Origin of the sequence: Methanobrevibacter sp. UBA188 (assembly GCF_905234905.1) — an archaeon.
Taxonomy (GTDB): domain Archaea; phylum Methanobacteriota; class Methanobacteria; order Methanobacteriales; family Methanobacteriaceae; genus Methanocatella.
This window is the reverse complement of record NZ_CAJOJM010000020.1, coordinates 17,739-32,488: the sequence shown is the minus strand read 5'-3', so window position 1 is coordinate 32,488 and position 14,750 is coordinate 17,739. Positions and strand designations below refer to the sequence as shown.

At 31.9% G+C, this 14,750-nt stretch carries 14 protein-coding genes; 9 read left to right on the top strand and 5 right to left on the bottom strand.

The features are described 5' to 3' along the window. Window positions 1-1,580: 1,580 nt before the first annotated feature. Window positions 1,581-2,594 carry an ArsA family ATPase gene (locus QZ143_RS05670; protein WP_292882063.1) on the top strand — a complete coding sequence of 338 codons (1,014 nt, stop codon included), beginning with the start codon at window positions 1,581-1,583 and terminating at the stop codon, window positions 2,592-2,594. Window positions 2,595-2,632: 38 nt separating this feature from the next. Here QZ143_RS05670 and QZ143_RS05665 read toward each other — a convergent pair whose 3' ends face one another. The 4 genes from QZ143_RS05665 to QZ143_RS05650 all read right to left on the bottom strand — a co-directional run bounded on the left by QZ143_RS05665 (window position 2,633) and on the right by QZ143_RS05650 (window position 6,870). Next, complete coding sequence (locus QZ143_RS05665; protein ID WP_292882060.1) at window positions 2,633-2,812, bottom strand: hypothetical protein; 180 nt, start codon at window positions 2,810-2,812, stop codon at window positions 2,633-2,635. A 1-nt stretch (window position 2,813) separates the two neighbouring features. Continuing rightward, window positions 2,814-5,720 carry a hypothetical protein gene (locus QZ143_RS05660; RefSeq protein ID WP_292882057.1) on the bottom strand — a complete coding sequence of 969 codons (2,907 nt, stop codon included), beginning with the start codon at window positions 5,718-5,720 and terminating at the stop codon, window positions 2,814-2,816. 126 nt (window positions 5,721-5,846) lie between these two features. Continuing rightward, entirely contained in the window at window positions 5,847-6,485 is a 639-nt protein-coding gene (locus QZ143_RS05655; protein ID WP_292882054.1) for a cobalt-precorrin-7 (C(5))-methyltransferase, read from the bottom strand. 1 nt (window position 6,486) lies between these two features. Beyond that, window positions 6,487-6,870 (bottom strand): helix-turn-helix domain-containing protein, encoded by a 384-nt coding sequence (locus tag QZ143_RS05650; RefSeq protein ID WP_292882050.1) that lies wholly within the window; start codon window positions 6,868-6,870, stop codon window positions 6,487-6,489. Window positions 6,871-6,979: 109 nt separating this feature from the next. Here QZ143_RS05650 and QZ143_RS05645 point away from each other — a divergent pair, with 109 nt between their 5' ends. Then, window positions 6,980-7,786, top strand: a complete 807-nt coding sequence (locus QZ143_RS05645; protein ID WP_292882047.1) for a protein-ADP-ribose hydrolase — start codon at window positions 6,980-6,982, stop codon at window positions 7,784-7,786. Next, complete coding sequence (locus QZ143_RS05640; RefSeq protein WP_292882045.1) at window positions 7,779-8,624, top strand: hypothetical protein; 846 nt, start codon at window positions 7,779-7,781, stop codon at window positions 8,622-8,624. Before QZ143_RS05645 ends, QZ143_RS05640 begins: the two co-directional genes overlap by 8 nt. A 7-nt stretch (window positions 8,625-8,631) precedes the next feature. Here the strand turns inward: QZ143_RS05640 and QZ143_RS05635 are convergent, their stop codons facing one another. Further along, window positions 8,632-9,501 carry a metallophosphoesterase gene (locus QZ143_RS05635; protein ID WP_292882042.1) on the bottom strand — a complete coding sequence of 290 codons (870 nt, stop codon included), beginning with the start codon at window positions 9,499-9,501 and terminating at the stop codon, window positions 8,632-8,634. Window positions 9,502-9,579: 78 nt separating this feature from the next. Here QZ143_RS05635 and QZ143_RS05630 point away from each other — a divergent pair, with 78 nt between their 5' ends. From QZ143_RS05630 to QZ143_RS05605, 6 genes are all read left to right on the top strand, one after another. Then, complete coding sequence (locus tag QZ143_RS05630; protein WP_292882039.1) at window positions 9,580-10,770, top strand: redox-regulated ATPase YchF; 1,191 nt, start codon at window positions 9,580-9,582, stop codon at window positions 10,768-10,770. 30 nt (window positions 10,771-10,800) lie between these two features. Continuing rightward, window positions 10,801-11,361: a DUF6434 domain-containing protein gene (locus QZ143_RS05625; RefSeq protein ID WP_292882037.1), complete on the top strand. Its 561-nt coding sequence runs from the start codon at window positions 10,801-10,803 to the stop codon at window positions 11,359-11,361. Further along, on the top strand, window positions 11,358-11,672 hold the full coding sequence (locus tag QZ143_RS05620; RefSeq protein ID WP_292882034.1) for a TIGR04076 family protein: 315 nt from the start codon (window positions 11,358-11,360) through the stop codon (window positions 11,670-11,672). The genes QZ143_RS05625 and QZ143_RS05620 overlap by 4 nt, the downstream gene beginning before the upstream one ends. A gap of 19 nt (window positions 11,673-11,691) precedes the next feature. After that, complete coding sequence (locus QZ143_RS05615; RefSeq protein WP_292882031.1) at window positions 11,692-12,696, top strand: SLC13 family permease; 1,005 nt, start codon at window positions 11,692-11,694, stop codon at window positions 12,694-12,696. A 36-nt stretch (window positions 12,697-12,732) separates the two neighbouring features. Continuing rightward, window positions 12,733-13,281, top strand: coding sequence for a DUF2115 domain-containing protein (locus QZ143_RS05610; RefSeq protein ID WP_292607898.1), 549 nt, complete (start codon window positions 12,733-12,735; stop codon window positions 13,279-13,281). An 89-nt stretch (window positions 13,282-13,370) separates the two neighbouring features. Beyond that, window positions 13,371-14,732, top strand: a complete 1,362-nt coding sequence (locus QZ143_RS05605) for an MATE family efflux transporter (protein WP_292882028.1) — start codon at window positions 13,371-13,373, stop codon at window positions 14,730-14,732. Window positions 14,733-14,750: the final 18 nt, after the last annotated feature.

Below are 14,750 nucleotides of genomic sequence, written 5' to 3'. Positions count from 1 at the left end.
AAACTATCACTTTCTGTGGGCGATTTTTCTATCATCAACTATAATCATCAAATAGATTCTTTTTCATTTAAAGTGATTTAAATGCTTATTTTATAATTGAAGTGTTTTGTTTAATTTTTGAAAAATAATCATCAAGTCAAATTCATATTATTCGTCAAGTCACGAATTAAGTATGGTGTTAATATATAATTTGTCTGGATTTAAATAAAAATTTAAATCGGATAAAATCCATTTACTGGTATAATAAATTATACTAATATGATAAAATATTTCTAAAATTAAATAAGAATCTATAAAAATCAATATAAATAATTTTTCTTTGATTTTAGGATAATTTTAGCTTTTGAATACAATATTACAAACTTAAAACAATTTTTAGATATGATTCTTTAAGAGGGGGAGGAATCTTGCAATAAGGGCTAACTTTTTGTCAATTTTTTTGCATAGTAAATTTTATATATGCTGTTTTTCTCACTACAATTTTACACAATGGCTTCAACAAGCCTTAAATAATTTATAACACATATATGTCCTCTTGAAAGGCCTCAAACTATAAAACATTTTGGAAAGAGGTGAATAAACATGAAAATATTCATTAGATTCTGTGTTTATTTATTAATTAGGGTAGTTTCACCGTATGGCTATTCTGGTGTTCTTTCCATGCGTCTGAATGGAGGTGGAAAAAGTGGAGTTAATCATCTTCCTCATAGGATCATACTGTCTTAATATCATGATGATAATGGTTCTGATAAAAGGTAGAAGATAAGGACTCAAATTTTCACCTCATCAATGGCAATTAAATATAAACAAGTCAATGAAGGGCTTTGAAAACTAATGTTTTCGTGAGGCCTTTTCCCTAAGATAGCCACTATTTAATTGTCTATTTTTTAAAATTAGTTAAGTTTATATATTTTATTTAATAATAGTATAATACAAGAGATTTACTTTTAAGTAAACCTCTATTAAGACGCAAAAATGTATTATTAATGTCTAATACGGGATATTGTAGAGATTTTTCTCTACAATAGGACATTAATTTGAAACTTTTTTTTAAGAACCGTGCCTTTCAACTAAAAAGAATTGATGGTATGAAGAAATTTATTCTAATTTCATTTGGTTTAATGAGAATATTACTATTTTTTAATTTGATAATTCGATCAATATATTTCTACAATTAATTTCTGTATGTCTAAGTTACATAGTTTTTGCAATTATCAATTTCATGCATTAATACTCTAATGATAATAGGCAAATCTAAATTACCCATTTGAAATTCATAAGATTACTCAAGATAACTAATTGAAAATTCATATAATTACCTCTTTTTTTTGGATGATTTCAAGCCGAACAGTGAAAAAATGATTGTAAATCAAAGCAATATTAATAAGTATAATTTAATTTCAGGAATTTGGAAAAGATATTTTATAATTCTTTCGATTAATTTCATGATTCATGTAAAAAGGAGATTTTTTTGAAAGATTCGTGATTGTAATATTGCAAAAATAAGTATATTTATATACTATGAAAATTAAAATAACATTTAGTAACCAAAAGTAACTTTATTACGGAGGCAAATTTTCATGGCTTTTAAAGATTATTTCAAATTTAACAAAGATAAAACAACATTCATTTTCATTGGTGGAAAAGGAGGAGTTGGAAAAACTTCTGTTTCTTCCGCTACAGCATTATGGCTAGCTGAACAAGGTAAAAAGACTTTAATTGTATCAACAGATCCTGCTCATTCTTTATCTGATTCTCTTGAAGTGCCGATTGGCAGTTATCCAAGAGAAATCAAAACAAATTTATTTGCAGTTGAAATTGACCCTGATGTGGCAATGGCTCAAAAGCAAGCACAATTGGATGCTCAAAAGGCAGCAAATCCTGATGATTCTGGAGGACTTTTGGGAATGGACTTTTTATCTGACCAATTGGACATGGCATCATCTTCACCTGGTGCTGATGAGGCTGCTGCATTTGAAATGTTTATGGCTGTAATGAATTCTGATGAATATGATGTTGTCGTTTTTGATACAGCACCAACTGGACACACTTTAAGATTATTGTCCTTCCCTGAAGTTATGGATTCATGGGTTGGTAAAATGATGATGCTTAAAGCAAAATTGGGCGGAGCAACTAATGCTTTAAAGAAAATAATGCCGTTTATGGATGCTGTTGATGACCCTCAAACTTCCGAAGATTTAAAAAGAACTAAGGAAGAAATTGACAAGGCAAAAGAAGTGTTGGCTGATCCTGATAGGACAACATTTAAAATGGTTGTCATTCCTGAAGAAATGTCTATTTATGAATCTGAAAGGGCACTTGAAGCTCTTGGAAAATATGACATTACTGTTGATAGTGTTATTGTAAATCAGGTAATGCCTGATATTTGCGATTGTGATTTCTGCCATTCAAGACACAAATTGCAGCAAAAACGTTTGGCTTTAATTGACCAAAAGTTCCCTAATCAACATGTGGCTGAAGTCCCATTGTTCAAGGACGAAGTTAAAGGTCAAGAAAAATTATTGAAGTTGGCTCATATATTATATGACGACGAAGACAATGATGAAGTAGCACAAGAAGCAATTGCCTTATAAAAATTAAAATAAGTTAAAATAAATTAATATTTTAACTTTCATTCCTCTTTTTTAGAAAACCATTCATAAAATCTCACTATTGCCATTATACCAAGTATTGTTGTGCAGATAATAATGCCGTTAAAGGTCAATATTTCATAGATTAATGAAATGATAAATGCTATATCTAATATCTTTAATATGGTGCTTTCTTTTTTGAATTCTTCAATTAATCTCATTTTAACCTCCATTCCAACTTTTATCCCAATATTTGGCAGGCATACTTATAGGCAGACAATATTCTTCATCAAAATATTCATATGTTTCTGATTTGGTTAACTTTTTGGTTTTTCCATTGCTGATGTATACTGCTTTATTCCTATCCAAAGTCAAGTCATTTTTTATTTTTACTTCAATATAATCATAACCTCCATTTTTGTTTGGTATATTGAAGACCTTTTTCCCTTGAAGATATCCTGGCCTTGTAAAAGCACATGAATCCATTGCCGTATGCCAGTCTTTTTTATTTATAACTTCATCTCTTAATGTTGTCCCGACATTTTGAACGATTATCATTGTCGAAAATAATCCCATGCATACTGCCGGTGCGCCAGTCAGTAATTTATCCAAAACAAATTTAACTCCAACATAAAGCATTTGACTTAAAGGTTTTGCATTACCTATTAAATCGTCTATTCCTTTATAAAATTTATCCATTGTATCTCTAATTCCGGAAATTATGTCTTTAGGAATTGTTAAAACCCCGCAACAATCTCCACTTGTCGGAATTGCTGAACCTTTGTATGTTGTATTGGAGTGAGTTACAATCACGTCAGATACTCCGTTGGTGGTGTTGAGGATGATTGCAGAGGTATCGTCTTCTGTAAATATATAAATCATTTCGCCAAGTTGTGTTATGCTGAAGCTACCGTTTGCCATGGCGTTTAAAACGTTGTCTAGAGAATTTGTCGTATTGTCCATATATCTCCATGCAACTTTTGAAATGGAATAGTCTTCCAGATTAGGCAGATTCATTGAATTTATTAATCTAAACAGCATGACATTATTTTCTTCTCCGTTAACATCCATTCCCATATCTGCATTTAAAATATGCAGGTATGTATCGTCAAGATTTATTCCGCCTAGAATTGTCAGGGCATTTCCACGTTTCCAATTGACATTAAAATCTTTTGCATATTTGTCTGCTAACTCATCTGCAAGCCAGGCGGTTTCAAGTGAAGCTAAATGCATCCCATATAAGTTCATTAATCCAAATTTTGTTATATAATTTGAATTTGCATTGATCCAGCTTTCAAGAATCTTTTGCGTAATTCTCTCATTGACTATTGTGTATGACTGCAAAACTTCAAAGCCATAGTTCTTGCGGTATTTTTCGCTGAGTCCATAGCTTATAGTTTCAATTTTTTCAAGGGCTTCCTTTTTATTGATGTTGAATGATGTGATTACTTCTTCCTTTGAAATATATCCTACTACATAACTTCCAAACAAGCTGAATTCAACAGGTTTTAAGGTATTTGCAAATTTTACACTATTTTCGTCTATGTCGTTGTAGTTTAAGTTGTAGATGGTTTTACCGTAAAACTTTGACAGGCTATATTTTAAGCCCATCTCATCAAATGAAAGTGTTTTGAAATTCACTTTTGCGGTTACCTTATCGTTTTTTGTGTACGTTAATGTTTCAAAGCCGTCAATTCCCTTATCTGCATATATTCCAAACATTTCCACATTGTCGCTTGTTGTGTCTCTGTATTCAATTTCAGTAAATTTTCCAGAGTCATATATTAAAATTCCATTTCCTTTTAGATTATTTTTATTCAAATCACTTTTTACGCCGCTGTTGTCAAATGGAATTAAATAGGTTTTATAACCAAGATTTGTGGCATCATATCCGCTGATTTGACCAGTAGTAAATTTATATGTGCTGGAACCGACTTGTATTACAAAATATTGATATTTTGGTAATTTTATTATGCCGTCAGTCCCAGTTTTGAGAGAATATACAGAATTATGAAACACGTAGGGCATTGTCACATTAACATGGTTTGGAATTTTAAATGTATGCGTAAATTCGCTATGTTTTATTAATTTGTTGACGGTTATCTGGTTTGTAGATTTTAGTCCATCATATTCTGTTGTTATTGTATATCTTCCCGCTCCCAGTGAAATCGGAAGGGTTGCAATTCCATTTTTATCTGTTGTTTTTGTATAACTTTTCCCATTTACTTTTAGTGTTACTTTTTTATTTGGTGATGCCTTTCCATTGCTGTTCAGAATTTTAACGCTAAATTTACCTATATTTCCTTCGTTCATTGTCAAATCCTTTGTTTCAATCAATGATTTAATCGTGATGGTTTTTGAAATTGTTTCAGATGTCTTTGGATTGACGGAACTGATGCTGTATTTTCCAGGGTTTAAATTTATGGATAATTTTCCAACACCCTTTGAATTTGTTTTAACAGAATATGTTTTGCTGTTTAGTTTAAATTTAACAGCAATATTTTTTAATAATTTTCCTTTTATGTCATAAAAGGTGGAATAATATGCTTTTGTATTTTTATAGTATTTTGTCAAATCGCTTGATTTTACTGTGCTTTTTATTGTGATTGTGCTTTTTGCAGTGCTTCCTTCAAATTCGCTATTGCCGCTGCATGTACTTAATACAGTATAACTTCCGCTGTTTAAGTTAAGATTTATAGATACTTTTCCCTTGCTGTCTGTTGTTTTTGTGTATGTCTGGCCGTTAATTTGAATTTTAATTTTCGCATTTTGGATTACTTTTTTGCCATATGTTAATGTTGCCGTAAACTTGGTTCCATCTTTATAATACATTTTTACATCAGGTGCTGTTAATGTGGTCTTTTTTTTAACAACATTCGATGTCTTTGCTGTAGTTTGACTAACACTTAGCGTATCTTCGCTATTTTTCGAGGTTAATGTTTCACTTTTTATCTTGTCATTATCTTCTACAGTTAATGTTTCGGTATTTTCATTTTCAACACTTATTTTTGATGAATCTGGGTTATTGTCAACACTTATTGTGTTGTTTTCACTTGTTGCAGCAGAAACTGCAGATATTAAAAAAATAAATAAGAAAATGAAAAAAATAGTGTTTATTTTTTTATTCATAGTATCTACCTTGTTGCTAATTTTTTTAAAATTAACAATCAAAGTATGATTTCTAGAATATAAATGCTTTAATACTTAAAACAAATAGTAAATGACTTTTAAAATGGTTTTTAAGGATAAATAATCCTATTTGATAATCATAATGCACATATATGTAAATTCACTTTGAGCAATATCTTTCAATGTTGACTCGACAATTCTTTCGTTCGGATAACTTAATCTCTCACAGACCACAACTTTTCTATCTTCGCTAACTCCATTGTCCAGTAAAAATTGAGCCATGTCTTTCACTTTTCTAGAGGGGAGTGCAATAGTGGTTTTTCCATTATTTATGACTGGTAGGATCTCTTCTATATTCTCTCGCCCATGAAATGTCATCACATTCGCATTGTCCCATTGGATATGGTTTTTTGCAGCGGCCAGCTGAAGTGAACTGATTCCAGGAACAACTTCAATGTTTTCTTTGCCAAATCCTTTTTCGGCCGAAATTCTCAAAACGGTGTTTAGGACACCTGAAAAACCCGGATCACCGGTTGACAATATTGAAACGGTGTTGCCATCCAAAGCCAATTGAACACCTTCCTCTAACTTATCCAGCAAGTCTTTTACATTGAATGCAATTTTATTGTTAACGTCATCAAACAGCTCTATTGCTCTTGTACTTCCAACGGTGTAATCTGATGTTTTAACAGTATCGATTGCCTTTTTTGTTAAATATTCGCTTGAACCGGGGCCTATTCCAACAATATAAATTTTGCCAGTCATTTTAATCATCAATTTTTAATGTATGTTTAAAGTTATTTTTTAATTCATTTTTAGTTTCTTCAGAATAGCTATTGTCATCATCGTCATTCAGGGTAAACATTGCTAATTCGTAAACGATTCTATTCATGGATTTTCCATATTCGGTTAGATAATATTCTGTGGTAACGGGTGTGGTATTTAAAACCTTTTTTTCAATTAACCCATTTTCTTCCAATTCTTTCAAGCAGTTGGATAATACTTTATTGCTCAATTTGGGTTTATCTTCTTTAAATTCTTTAAAATGCTTTTTTCCAAAAAACATGTCCCGAATAATTTGGATGCTCCATTTCTTGCTAATGAGATTTAGTGTTCTATCCACAGGACAAACTATTCTTTCGGTGTTCATAATTAAAAATTGATTAAATTATTATATAAAAGGTTACTTTTTTCTCACCGGGTTTCCTAAAAGTTACAAAAATCATTTAAATACCTAAATTAAATTATTATTAACGAATTTGGGAGGGATTAGAATTAACACAGAAGAGCAGTTGGATTACTTGGTCAACTACCTGATTGACGAACGTGGAGAAAATATTGATGTTCCTGATGATTATTATTCAAAAAGATCTTTGCTTCGCGCATTGATGAATGTAAGATTGCCGATGGAACTATCTGAAGAGTTTTTAAATGTTCAGGATGAATTTTTAACTTATGAAACATTAAATAAGGATTTAACATCAATTGATAATATTGATGATGTTAAAGATAAAATCATGTTGTGGCAGGGAGATATTGTAACTTTAAAGGTAGATGCTATTGTCAATGCTGCAAATTCAAAGCTGTTGGGCTGTTTTATCCCTCATCATAATTGCATTGATAATGTAATTCACTCGGCGGCGGGCTTGCAGTTAAGGCAAGAATGCAATGAGATAATGCAAAGACAACAAAGCGATGAAGAAATTGGAAAGGCAAAAATCACTGGTGCATATAATCTTCCATCCAAGTATGTCATTCACACAGTGGGACCGGCGATTCCTCAAGGATCAAAACCATCCAACAGGGATAAAGCTCTTTTGGCTAGCTGTTATAAATCATGTTTGGATATTGCAAGCAATCATGAATTGGACTCTATTGCATTTTGCTGCATTTCAACAGGGGTATTTAACTTTCCACAGAAATTGGCAGCCCAGATTGCAGTTGAAACTGTTGAAAAATATTTAAAAGATAATGAAACCTCATTAAAGCATGTAATTTTCAATGTATTTGATGATGAAAGTTATCTGGTTTATAAAGAACTATTGTTTGGTGATGATAATGGATAAATTTGTTTTAAGATTGGATAAGGCTAAAAAAGCTATTGATGAATCAGATTATGTATTGATTGGAGCGGGAGCAGGTTTGTCAACTGCGGCTGGAATTGAATATACTGGCGAGAGATTTGAAAGGTATTTTAAGGATTTCATTGAAAAATATAATTTCACAGACATGTACTCATCAGGATTTTATCCATTTAAAACATCTGAAGAGAAATGGGCTTATTGGGCACGTCATGTTTTTGCAAATAGGTATGATGTTGGAAAAACCGATGTCTATCAAAAACTGTTGAAATTAGTTGAAGATAAGGATTATTTTGTCCTAACAACCAATGTTGAATCACAGTTTTGGATAAATGGCTTTGAAGATGAAAGGATATTTGCAACTCAGGGCGATTACGGGCTACTTCAATGTGAAAAGGCATGCCATAATAAGTTATATCCGAATAAAGAGCAGATTTTCGAATGGATGGATAAAACTGAAGATTTTAAGATACCTTCTGAACTGATCCCGAAATGTCCGGTTTGTGGTGGAGAAATGGATTTGAACTTAAGAAAAGATAATTTTTTTGTTGAAGATGAAAAATGGCATGAAATGAACAGAAATTATTCAAATTTCCTTACGGAGGTTGATGGAAAAATTGTTTTTCTCGAAATTGGTGTTGGTTTCAATACTCCGAGCATTATAAGATATCCATTTGAACAAATGACTTATGACAATTCTGATGCAACATTAATAAGATTAAATAAGGATTATTCAGATGCAATTCCTCAAAATAAAGAAAAAACAATTAGTTTTGATGAAAATGTTGAAGATATTCTTGATTATTGGCTTTCAAGAATTTAACCTTCAATTATTCAATTTTTATTTGCTGTCTATTTTTAGTTTTTAGAGTTATTATGGTAATCTCTGGTTTACAGTTTATTCTGATTCTAAATGAATTGGTTCCTAAACCTTTGCTTGTGTACTGTGTCATATTTCCAATTTTGTAAAGTCCAACAGGATATTTTGTTGAGTTTGGACCTCTGAAAGGTGTTGTTTCAACTTTTGGAATAATGAATTGTCCTCCATGTGAATGTCCTGAAATCTGAAGGTCAAATCGATTGGTTTTTGAAGATTCATTTGCAAAATCAGGTTCATGGGCAAGCAGTATGCTTGGAATGTTTTCAGGAAGTTTTTCCAATACCTTGTCCAAATCATCTGCACAGACAGTGCAACTGTCTACACCTGCCAGATTTAGATAGTCATCTCCTTTTTGAAGTGTATACACATCATTGCTCAAATCGATAATATTTGAATTTTTGAAGATTGTTCTAACCTTATCTGCACCCATCCAATGGTCATGATTTCCCAAAACACCAAACTTACCATATTCGGCATCTAGTTTCTTAAATGATTTTTCCAGTGATTTTTCATAGTCATCCACCACATAAGAAAAATAATCTCCTGTCAATGTAATCAAATCAATATTTAATGTGTTGACGTAATCAACAAGTTCATCTAAATATTCCGGATTAATCCATTGTCCCAAATGGATGTCAGTTAAGTTTAAAATTCTAAAATTATGAAAATTCCAACCCAAATTGTTTAATTCAATATCAAGTTCAACCAAATCAATTTTATTTTCATTAAACTTCTTGTCTGGCAGTGAATAAGTTATTGCATCTTGAATACCTTGGCGAATTTTCATTGCTTGTGGTCGTTCAATATCATCGTCTTTCATTGATTATAATATGAGTGATGAAACTATTTATAATTTTAAAAACATACATTAAGATGTTATAATGAGAAAGTGATTATTATGCTTCAAATTGCAGTTTGTGGAAAACCAAATGTTGGGAAATCATCTTTTTTCAATTCAGCAACTGCTTCAAGTGTAGAAATGGCTAATTATCCATTCACAACTATTGATGCCAATAAAGCTGTTGCACATGTTATTAAAGATTGCCCATGTAAAGAATTGGGTGTTACATGCAATCCTCACAATTCAATTTGTATTGACGGAAAAAGATTGCTTCCAATAGAATTAATTGACGTTGCAGGATTAGTTCCTGGAGCTCATGAAGGAAAAGGATTAGGTAATAAGTTTTTAGATGAATTGATGCAGGCTAAAGTATTCATACATGTTATTGATGCTTCTGGTTCTACTGATCTTGAAGGTAATCCAGTTGACCCTGGAAGTCATGACCCTCTTGATGATTTGGACTTTTTAGAAAATGAAATTGTAATGTGGATGTATGGAATATTGTCAAAAAATTGGGTAAGGCTTATAAGAAAAGTCGGTGCCGAGCATTTAGACATTGCAAAGGTATTGTTTGACCAATTATCAGGAACTGGTATAGCTATTGAAGATATCATTGAAGCTAAAAGAAATATTGAACCTGACTATAATAAATGGGAAGAAGAAGACTTAATCGAGCTAACAAGAAACATATTACATATTGCAAAACCAATGATGATTATTGCAAACAAGGCTGACCTGCCTACTTCTGAAGAAAATATCAAAAGGATTAAAGAAAAATATCCGAATGTAATTCCAACATCAGCAGAATCTGAAATTGCATTGGTAAAGGCATCAGAAGCAGGTCTCATTAGTTATGTTTCTGGCGATGACCATTTTGAAATTTTAAAAGCCGATGAACTGAATGACAATCAAAAGAAAGCTCTTGATTATATTCAAACCAATATTTTGGATAAATATGGAAGCACTGGAGTTCAAGATGCTTTAAACTATGGTATTTTTGAGCTATTGGATAATATTGTAGTATATCCTGTTCAGGACGAAAACAAATACACTGACCAAAAAGGTAATGTTTTGCCGGACGGAATATTGCTTAAAAATGGTTCAAATCCACGTGAACTTGCATATTTGGTTCATACTGATATTGGGGATAACTTCATGCATGCTGTTGATGCAAGATCAAAGATGCGCATTGCCAGTGACTATGAACTGAAAGACGGCGATATTATCAGTATTATTACAAGGGGTTAATCCCTCTACTTTTTTTATTTTAGGATTTTTATGGTTAAATTGACTAAAGATTTAAAAGCAGATGAATTTTTTGAGTACTATTTTTTAAAAGAAGAATTAAAAGATTTCTGCAGGCGTGAAGGTCTGAAAGTCAGTGGTAATAAACAGGATTTGGAAAAAAGGATAGTCCATTACTTGGAAACTGGGGATGAATTAACAGAACCTGTTTTTAATAAAAAATCTTGCAAAATATTGTCTAAAATTTCATTAGATGCAAAATTAGGCGAAAATTTCAAATGCAGTGAAGATAAAAGAGAATTTTTTAAAAATGAAATTGGAAATAGTTTTAAATTCAATGTAAAATTCCAAAAATGGTTGAAAGCCAATCCGGATAAAACCTATCGTGATGCTATAGATGCATATCATGAAATCCAAAATTCAAAAGAAAAAACAGAAATAGGTAAACAGTTTCAATATAATCAATACATAAGGGATTTTTTTGAAGATAACAATGATAAATCTCTTGAAGATGCAATTGCATGTTGGAAATATAAAAAAAGTCTTAAAGGCCATAATAAATATGAAAAAAGCGATTTGGTGGTATTAAAATGAAGAAAGTTAAAATAACTGTCATGAGAAAAGTCAGACATGATGATTTGATTGAAAAATACGAAAATCCTCTTGAACATGAATGCGATGTGGAGGAAGGGGATGTTTTCATTGCAAACGGTTGGCAAAAACCGGATAATTTCTGCGATAGTGCATGGGAAAGTCTTTCACCATTTGTAATGGGACTGGCAAATGGCGCCAGTGATTTTTATGGAGGATGGATGAAAAATAAAAAATCCGCAATGATATCATGCAATGATGGTTTCAGGCCTGTAAGTTTCCTTTTGGAAACATTGGATGAAGATGCAGATTAATTTTTGATAAAATGATATTATGGCTAAATTAATGGATTTCTTTAAAAATGAAACGGTATTTTCCATATCATTAATATTGGCTATAATCTCTTGTTTTTTTGTTAAACCGAGCGTTAATTATTTAAACTATATTAATTGGGATACAATCATTTTGCTTTTTGCAATCATGGTTGTTGTTGAAATTTTAAAAAATTTGGCTATTTTTGAAATATTGGTTCGTAAATTATTGGTTAGAATTGGAAATACGTATAGTCTGCTTTTCATTTTAGTTTTCATTGTATTTTTTAGCTCAATATTTATCACCAATGATGTTTCTTTAATTATTTTCATACCTTTCACAATATTGGCCTTAAAAAAAGTGGAAAGGGTTGATTTGACAATACTTACTGTTTCTTTGCAAACTATTGCTGCAAATGTCGGGTGCATGGTTCTTCCGATAGGTGCTCCTCACAATATTGTAATGTATACGGTGTCTAAAATTCCTTTTGAATCATTTTTCATTTTGCTGCTGCCTTATGTCACAGTATCTGTTTTATTTTTGATTGTTGTCTTATTTTTTGTTCCTAGAGATGATATTACATTGCCGAAATTAAGTAAAGTTGACAAAAACTATGACAATTTTTTTAAAAGAGTTTTTCTCGGTGTCGATTATTATCTGCTTTTAACTTTCATCGCTCTTTTTGTACTTATCGGAAACTTGGAAAATATTCCGTTTTTCACATCCCTTTTTGAAAGGTGGATTGCCGGAAATGAAGTAGTCTGTGGAGTTGTATTGTCTCAAGTCATTTCAAATGTCCCTGCCGCAATGTTGCTAAGTGGTTTCAGCACTAATTATGATGCAATTATCATTGGAATTAATATTGGTGGCCTTGGAACTCTTATAGCATCTATGGCGAATCTAATCTCTTACAAAATTCTTGTCAAGGAGTATAATGAATTTAAAATCAGATATTTAATAATATTTACTGTTTTAAATGTTATTTTACTGGTTATTCTATTGATAATGAATGTAATTTTAAATTAGAAAAATATTTTAATCAAATCCGGTATATTGTAGTTCATGAACGATTCATTAAACATGTACGATGATTTTTCGAATGTTGTTTCAAATGAAGAAAGCATTTCAACAAACTCTGTATTGGATATTTTGAAGGAATATTCATCTAATATTTCGGTATTTGACTTGATGGCTGTTAATGCAGAAATGATTGAAGAAAGCAAATATGTTCAGGAAAACTATAAGCATAAAAGTCATGCAGTTTATGTTAAATATTTTTTAGGTCGTATCAAGGATGTTCACAGTGACAATAACACATATGAACATGATATTGATAAGGAGGAGTTTATTGATGCAATAGCTACTTTAAAGTCATATCATATTAATGAATCAGTAACGTCCAAGACAAAATTTCCGTTAATCTATGGAATCATTTCTATTTACACTACTTTTATTCTAGAAGAGCCTATTCATCCTGTGGGAACTCCTTTCCCTGGATCGTTATATGTTGAAGAAAAAGACGGAAAATTCTATTGCCCTGTAAAGGATGCTAATTTGGAGTCTCCTAATGCGGTCTGTAAGATGTGCATTGCAGAGCAATTGGAATTCTGACTAAATTTTCAATGTTCGTCTTTAATGAGGTATTTTGTGATTCAATTAATACTTATATTATATAAAGATTATACATTTAATTGATAGATATGTCTAATAAAAATGTTGAATTAATGAGGGGCGAACCTGAAATTGCTGTTAGAAAACTGGCTATTCCTATAATGATTTCAATGCTTTTAACAGCATCCTATAATATTGTTGACGGTATTTGGGTTGCTGGACTTGGTCAGGCAGCTATTGCAGGTATTGGTTTTGTAACACCGATTTTCATGATTTTAAACGGTTTTAGTGTTGGGCTTGGAAATGGTGCAACAAGTAGTATTTCCCGTTCTGTCGGTGCAAAAAATCGTGAAAGGGCCAGTAAATCCGCAGCTCATTCTCTTTTAATATTTTTAGCAGCTTCCATTGTATTGACGCTAACATTGCTTATAATTCAAGAACCTGTGCTTAAAACCTATGGTGCCAGTGGCCAGTCATTGACTGAAGCATTAAAATACGGAACTCCGATGTTTTTAGGTTTATTTGCTTTTATGTTTGCGAATGGTGGAAGTGGCATTCTTCGTGGTGAAGGTGACATGAAAAGGGCAATGTATGCCATGATTGTGTCAGTTGCTCTAAACTTTATTTTGGACCCGATTTTCATATATGTCTTAAATTTAGGCTCAGCCGGAGCCTCTCTTGCAACCATTGTAAGTTCATTGGGTGCTGCAATTGTTATTATATACTGGATTTTAATAAAAAAAGATACCTACGTCAATGTCACTTTTAAAGGATTCAAATTCGATTCAGAAATCGCACGAGACATTTTAAAGGTTGGTATTCCAGCTTCTTTGGATATGTTTGTAATGTCAATAGCAATGAGTTTCTATTTGATGTTTATTTCATCTGTTGGTGGTGAATATGGTATTGCAGCATTCACATCAGGTCAAAGATTATATCTGTTTGGTATTATGCCTTTGACAGCTATTGCCAGTGCGGTTGCGGCAGTTAGTGGAAGTGCTTTTGGTGCTAGAAATTGGGATTATCTCTCAAGAACTCACACTTATGGAACCAAATTTGCAATGCTGGTTTCAATTGTTATTTTGCTTATCCTGGTAATTTTTGCACCGCAGTTGTCTATGATTTTTGCATATACTCCCGAAACCGCTCCATTAATTCCGGAAATTACAAGCTTTTTAAGAATTGCATCATTCGGTTTGTTATTGGTTGGAATTGGAATGCCATCAAGCTTCTTTTACCAGGGAATTGGTCGAGGTACAACAAGTTTGGCCTGGACAATAATAAGGGAGTTGGTTTTCACTGTAGGTTTCACTTACCTGTTTGGAATAGTGTTGAATTGGGGTTTAACAGGTATCTGGGTAGGTCTTGCTGTTGGTAGGATTATAGCATCTATTTTAAACTTCACTTATGCAAGATACACTATAAGAAAGTTAAAATCGGTTTTAAATTAATCTTCCTATATTTTTTTA

What these genes read in the sequence shown, in the direction of transcription:
- QZ143_RS05640 (WP_292882045.1), top strand. Translation starts at nt 7,779, where the DNA reads ATGGATAAATTTGTTTTAAGATTGGATAAGGCTAAAAAAGCTATTGAT.
- QZ143_RS05650 (WP_292882050.1), bottom strand. Translation starts at nt 6,870, where the DNA reads ATGAACACCGAAAGAATAGTTTGTCCTGTGGATAGAACACTAAATCTC.
- QZ143_RS05655 (WP_292882054.1), bottom strand. Translation starts at nt 6,485, where the DNA reads ATGACTGGCAAAATTTATATTGTTGGAATAGGCCCCGGTTCAAGCGAA.
- QZ143_RS05635 (WP_292882042.1), bottom strand. Translation starts at nt 9,501, where the DNA reads ATGAAAGACGATGATATTGAACGACCACAAGCAATGAAAATTCGCCAA.
- QZ143_RS05610 (WP_292607898.1), top strand. Translation starts at nt 12,733, where the DNA reads ATGAACGATTCATTAAACATGTACGATGATTTTTCGAATGTTGTTTCA.
- QZ143_RS05625 (WP_292882037.1), top strand. Translation starts at nt 10,801, where the DNA reads ATGGTTAAATTGACTAAAGATTTAAAAGCAGATGAATTTTTTGAGTAC.
- QZ143_RS05670 (WP_292882063.1), top strand. Translation starts at nt 1,581, where the DNA reads ATGGCTTTTAAAGATTATTTCAAATTTAACAAAGATAAAACAACATTC.
- QZ143_RS05630 (WP_292882039.1), top strand. Translation starts at nt 9,580, where the DNA reads ATGCTTCAAATTGCAGTTTGTGGAAAACCAAATGTTGGGAAATCATCT.
- QZ143_RS05620 (WP_292882034.1), top strand. Translation starts at nt 11,358, where the DNA reads ATGAAGAAAGTTAAAATAACTGTCATGAGAAAAGTCAGACATGATGAT.
- QZ143_RS05665 (WP_292882060.1), bottom strand. Translation starts at nt 2,812, where the DNA reads ATGAGATTAATTGAAGAATTCAAAAAAGAAAGCACCATATTAAAGATA.
- QZ143_RS05605 (WP_292882028.1), top strand. Translation starts at nt 13,371, where the DNA reads ATGTCTAATAAAAATGTTGAATTAATGAGGGGCGAACCTGAAATTGCT.
- QZ143_RS05660 (WP_292882057.1), bottom strand. Translation starts at nt 5,720, where the DNA reads ATGAATAAAAAAATAAACACTATTTTTTTCATTTTCTTATTTATTTTT.
- QZ143_RS05615 (WP_292882031.1), top strand. Translation starts at nt 11,692, where the DNA reads ATGGCTAAATTAATGGATTTCTTTAAAAATGAAACGGTATTTTCCATA.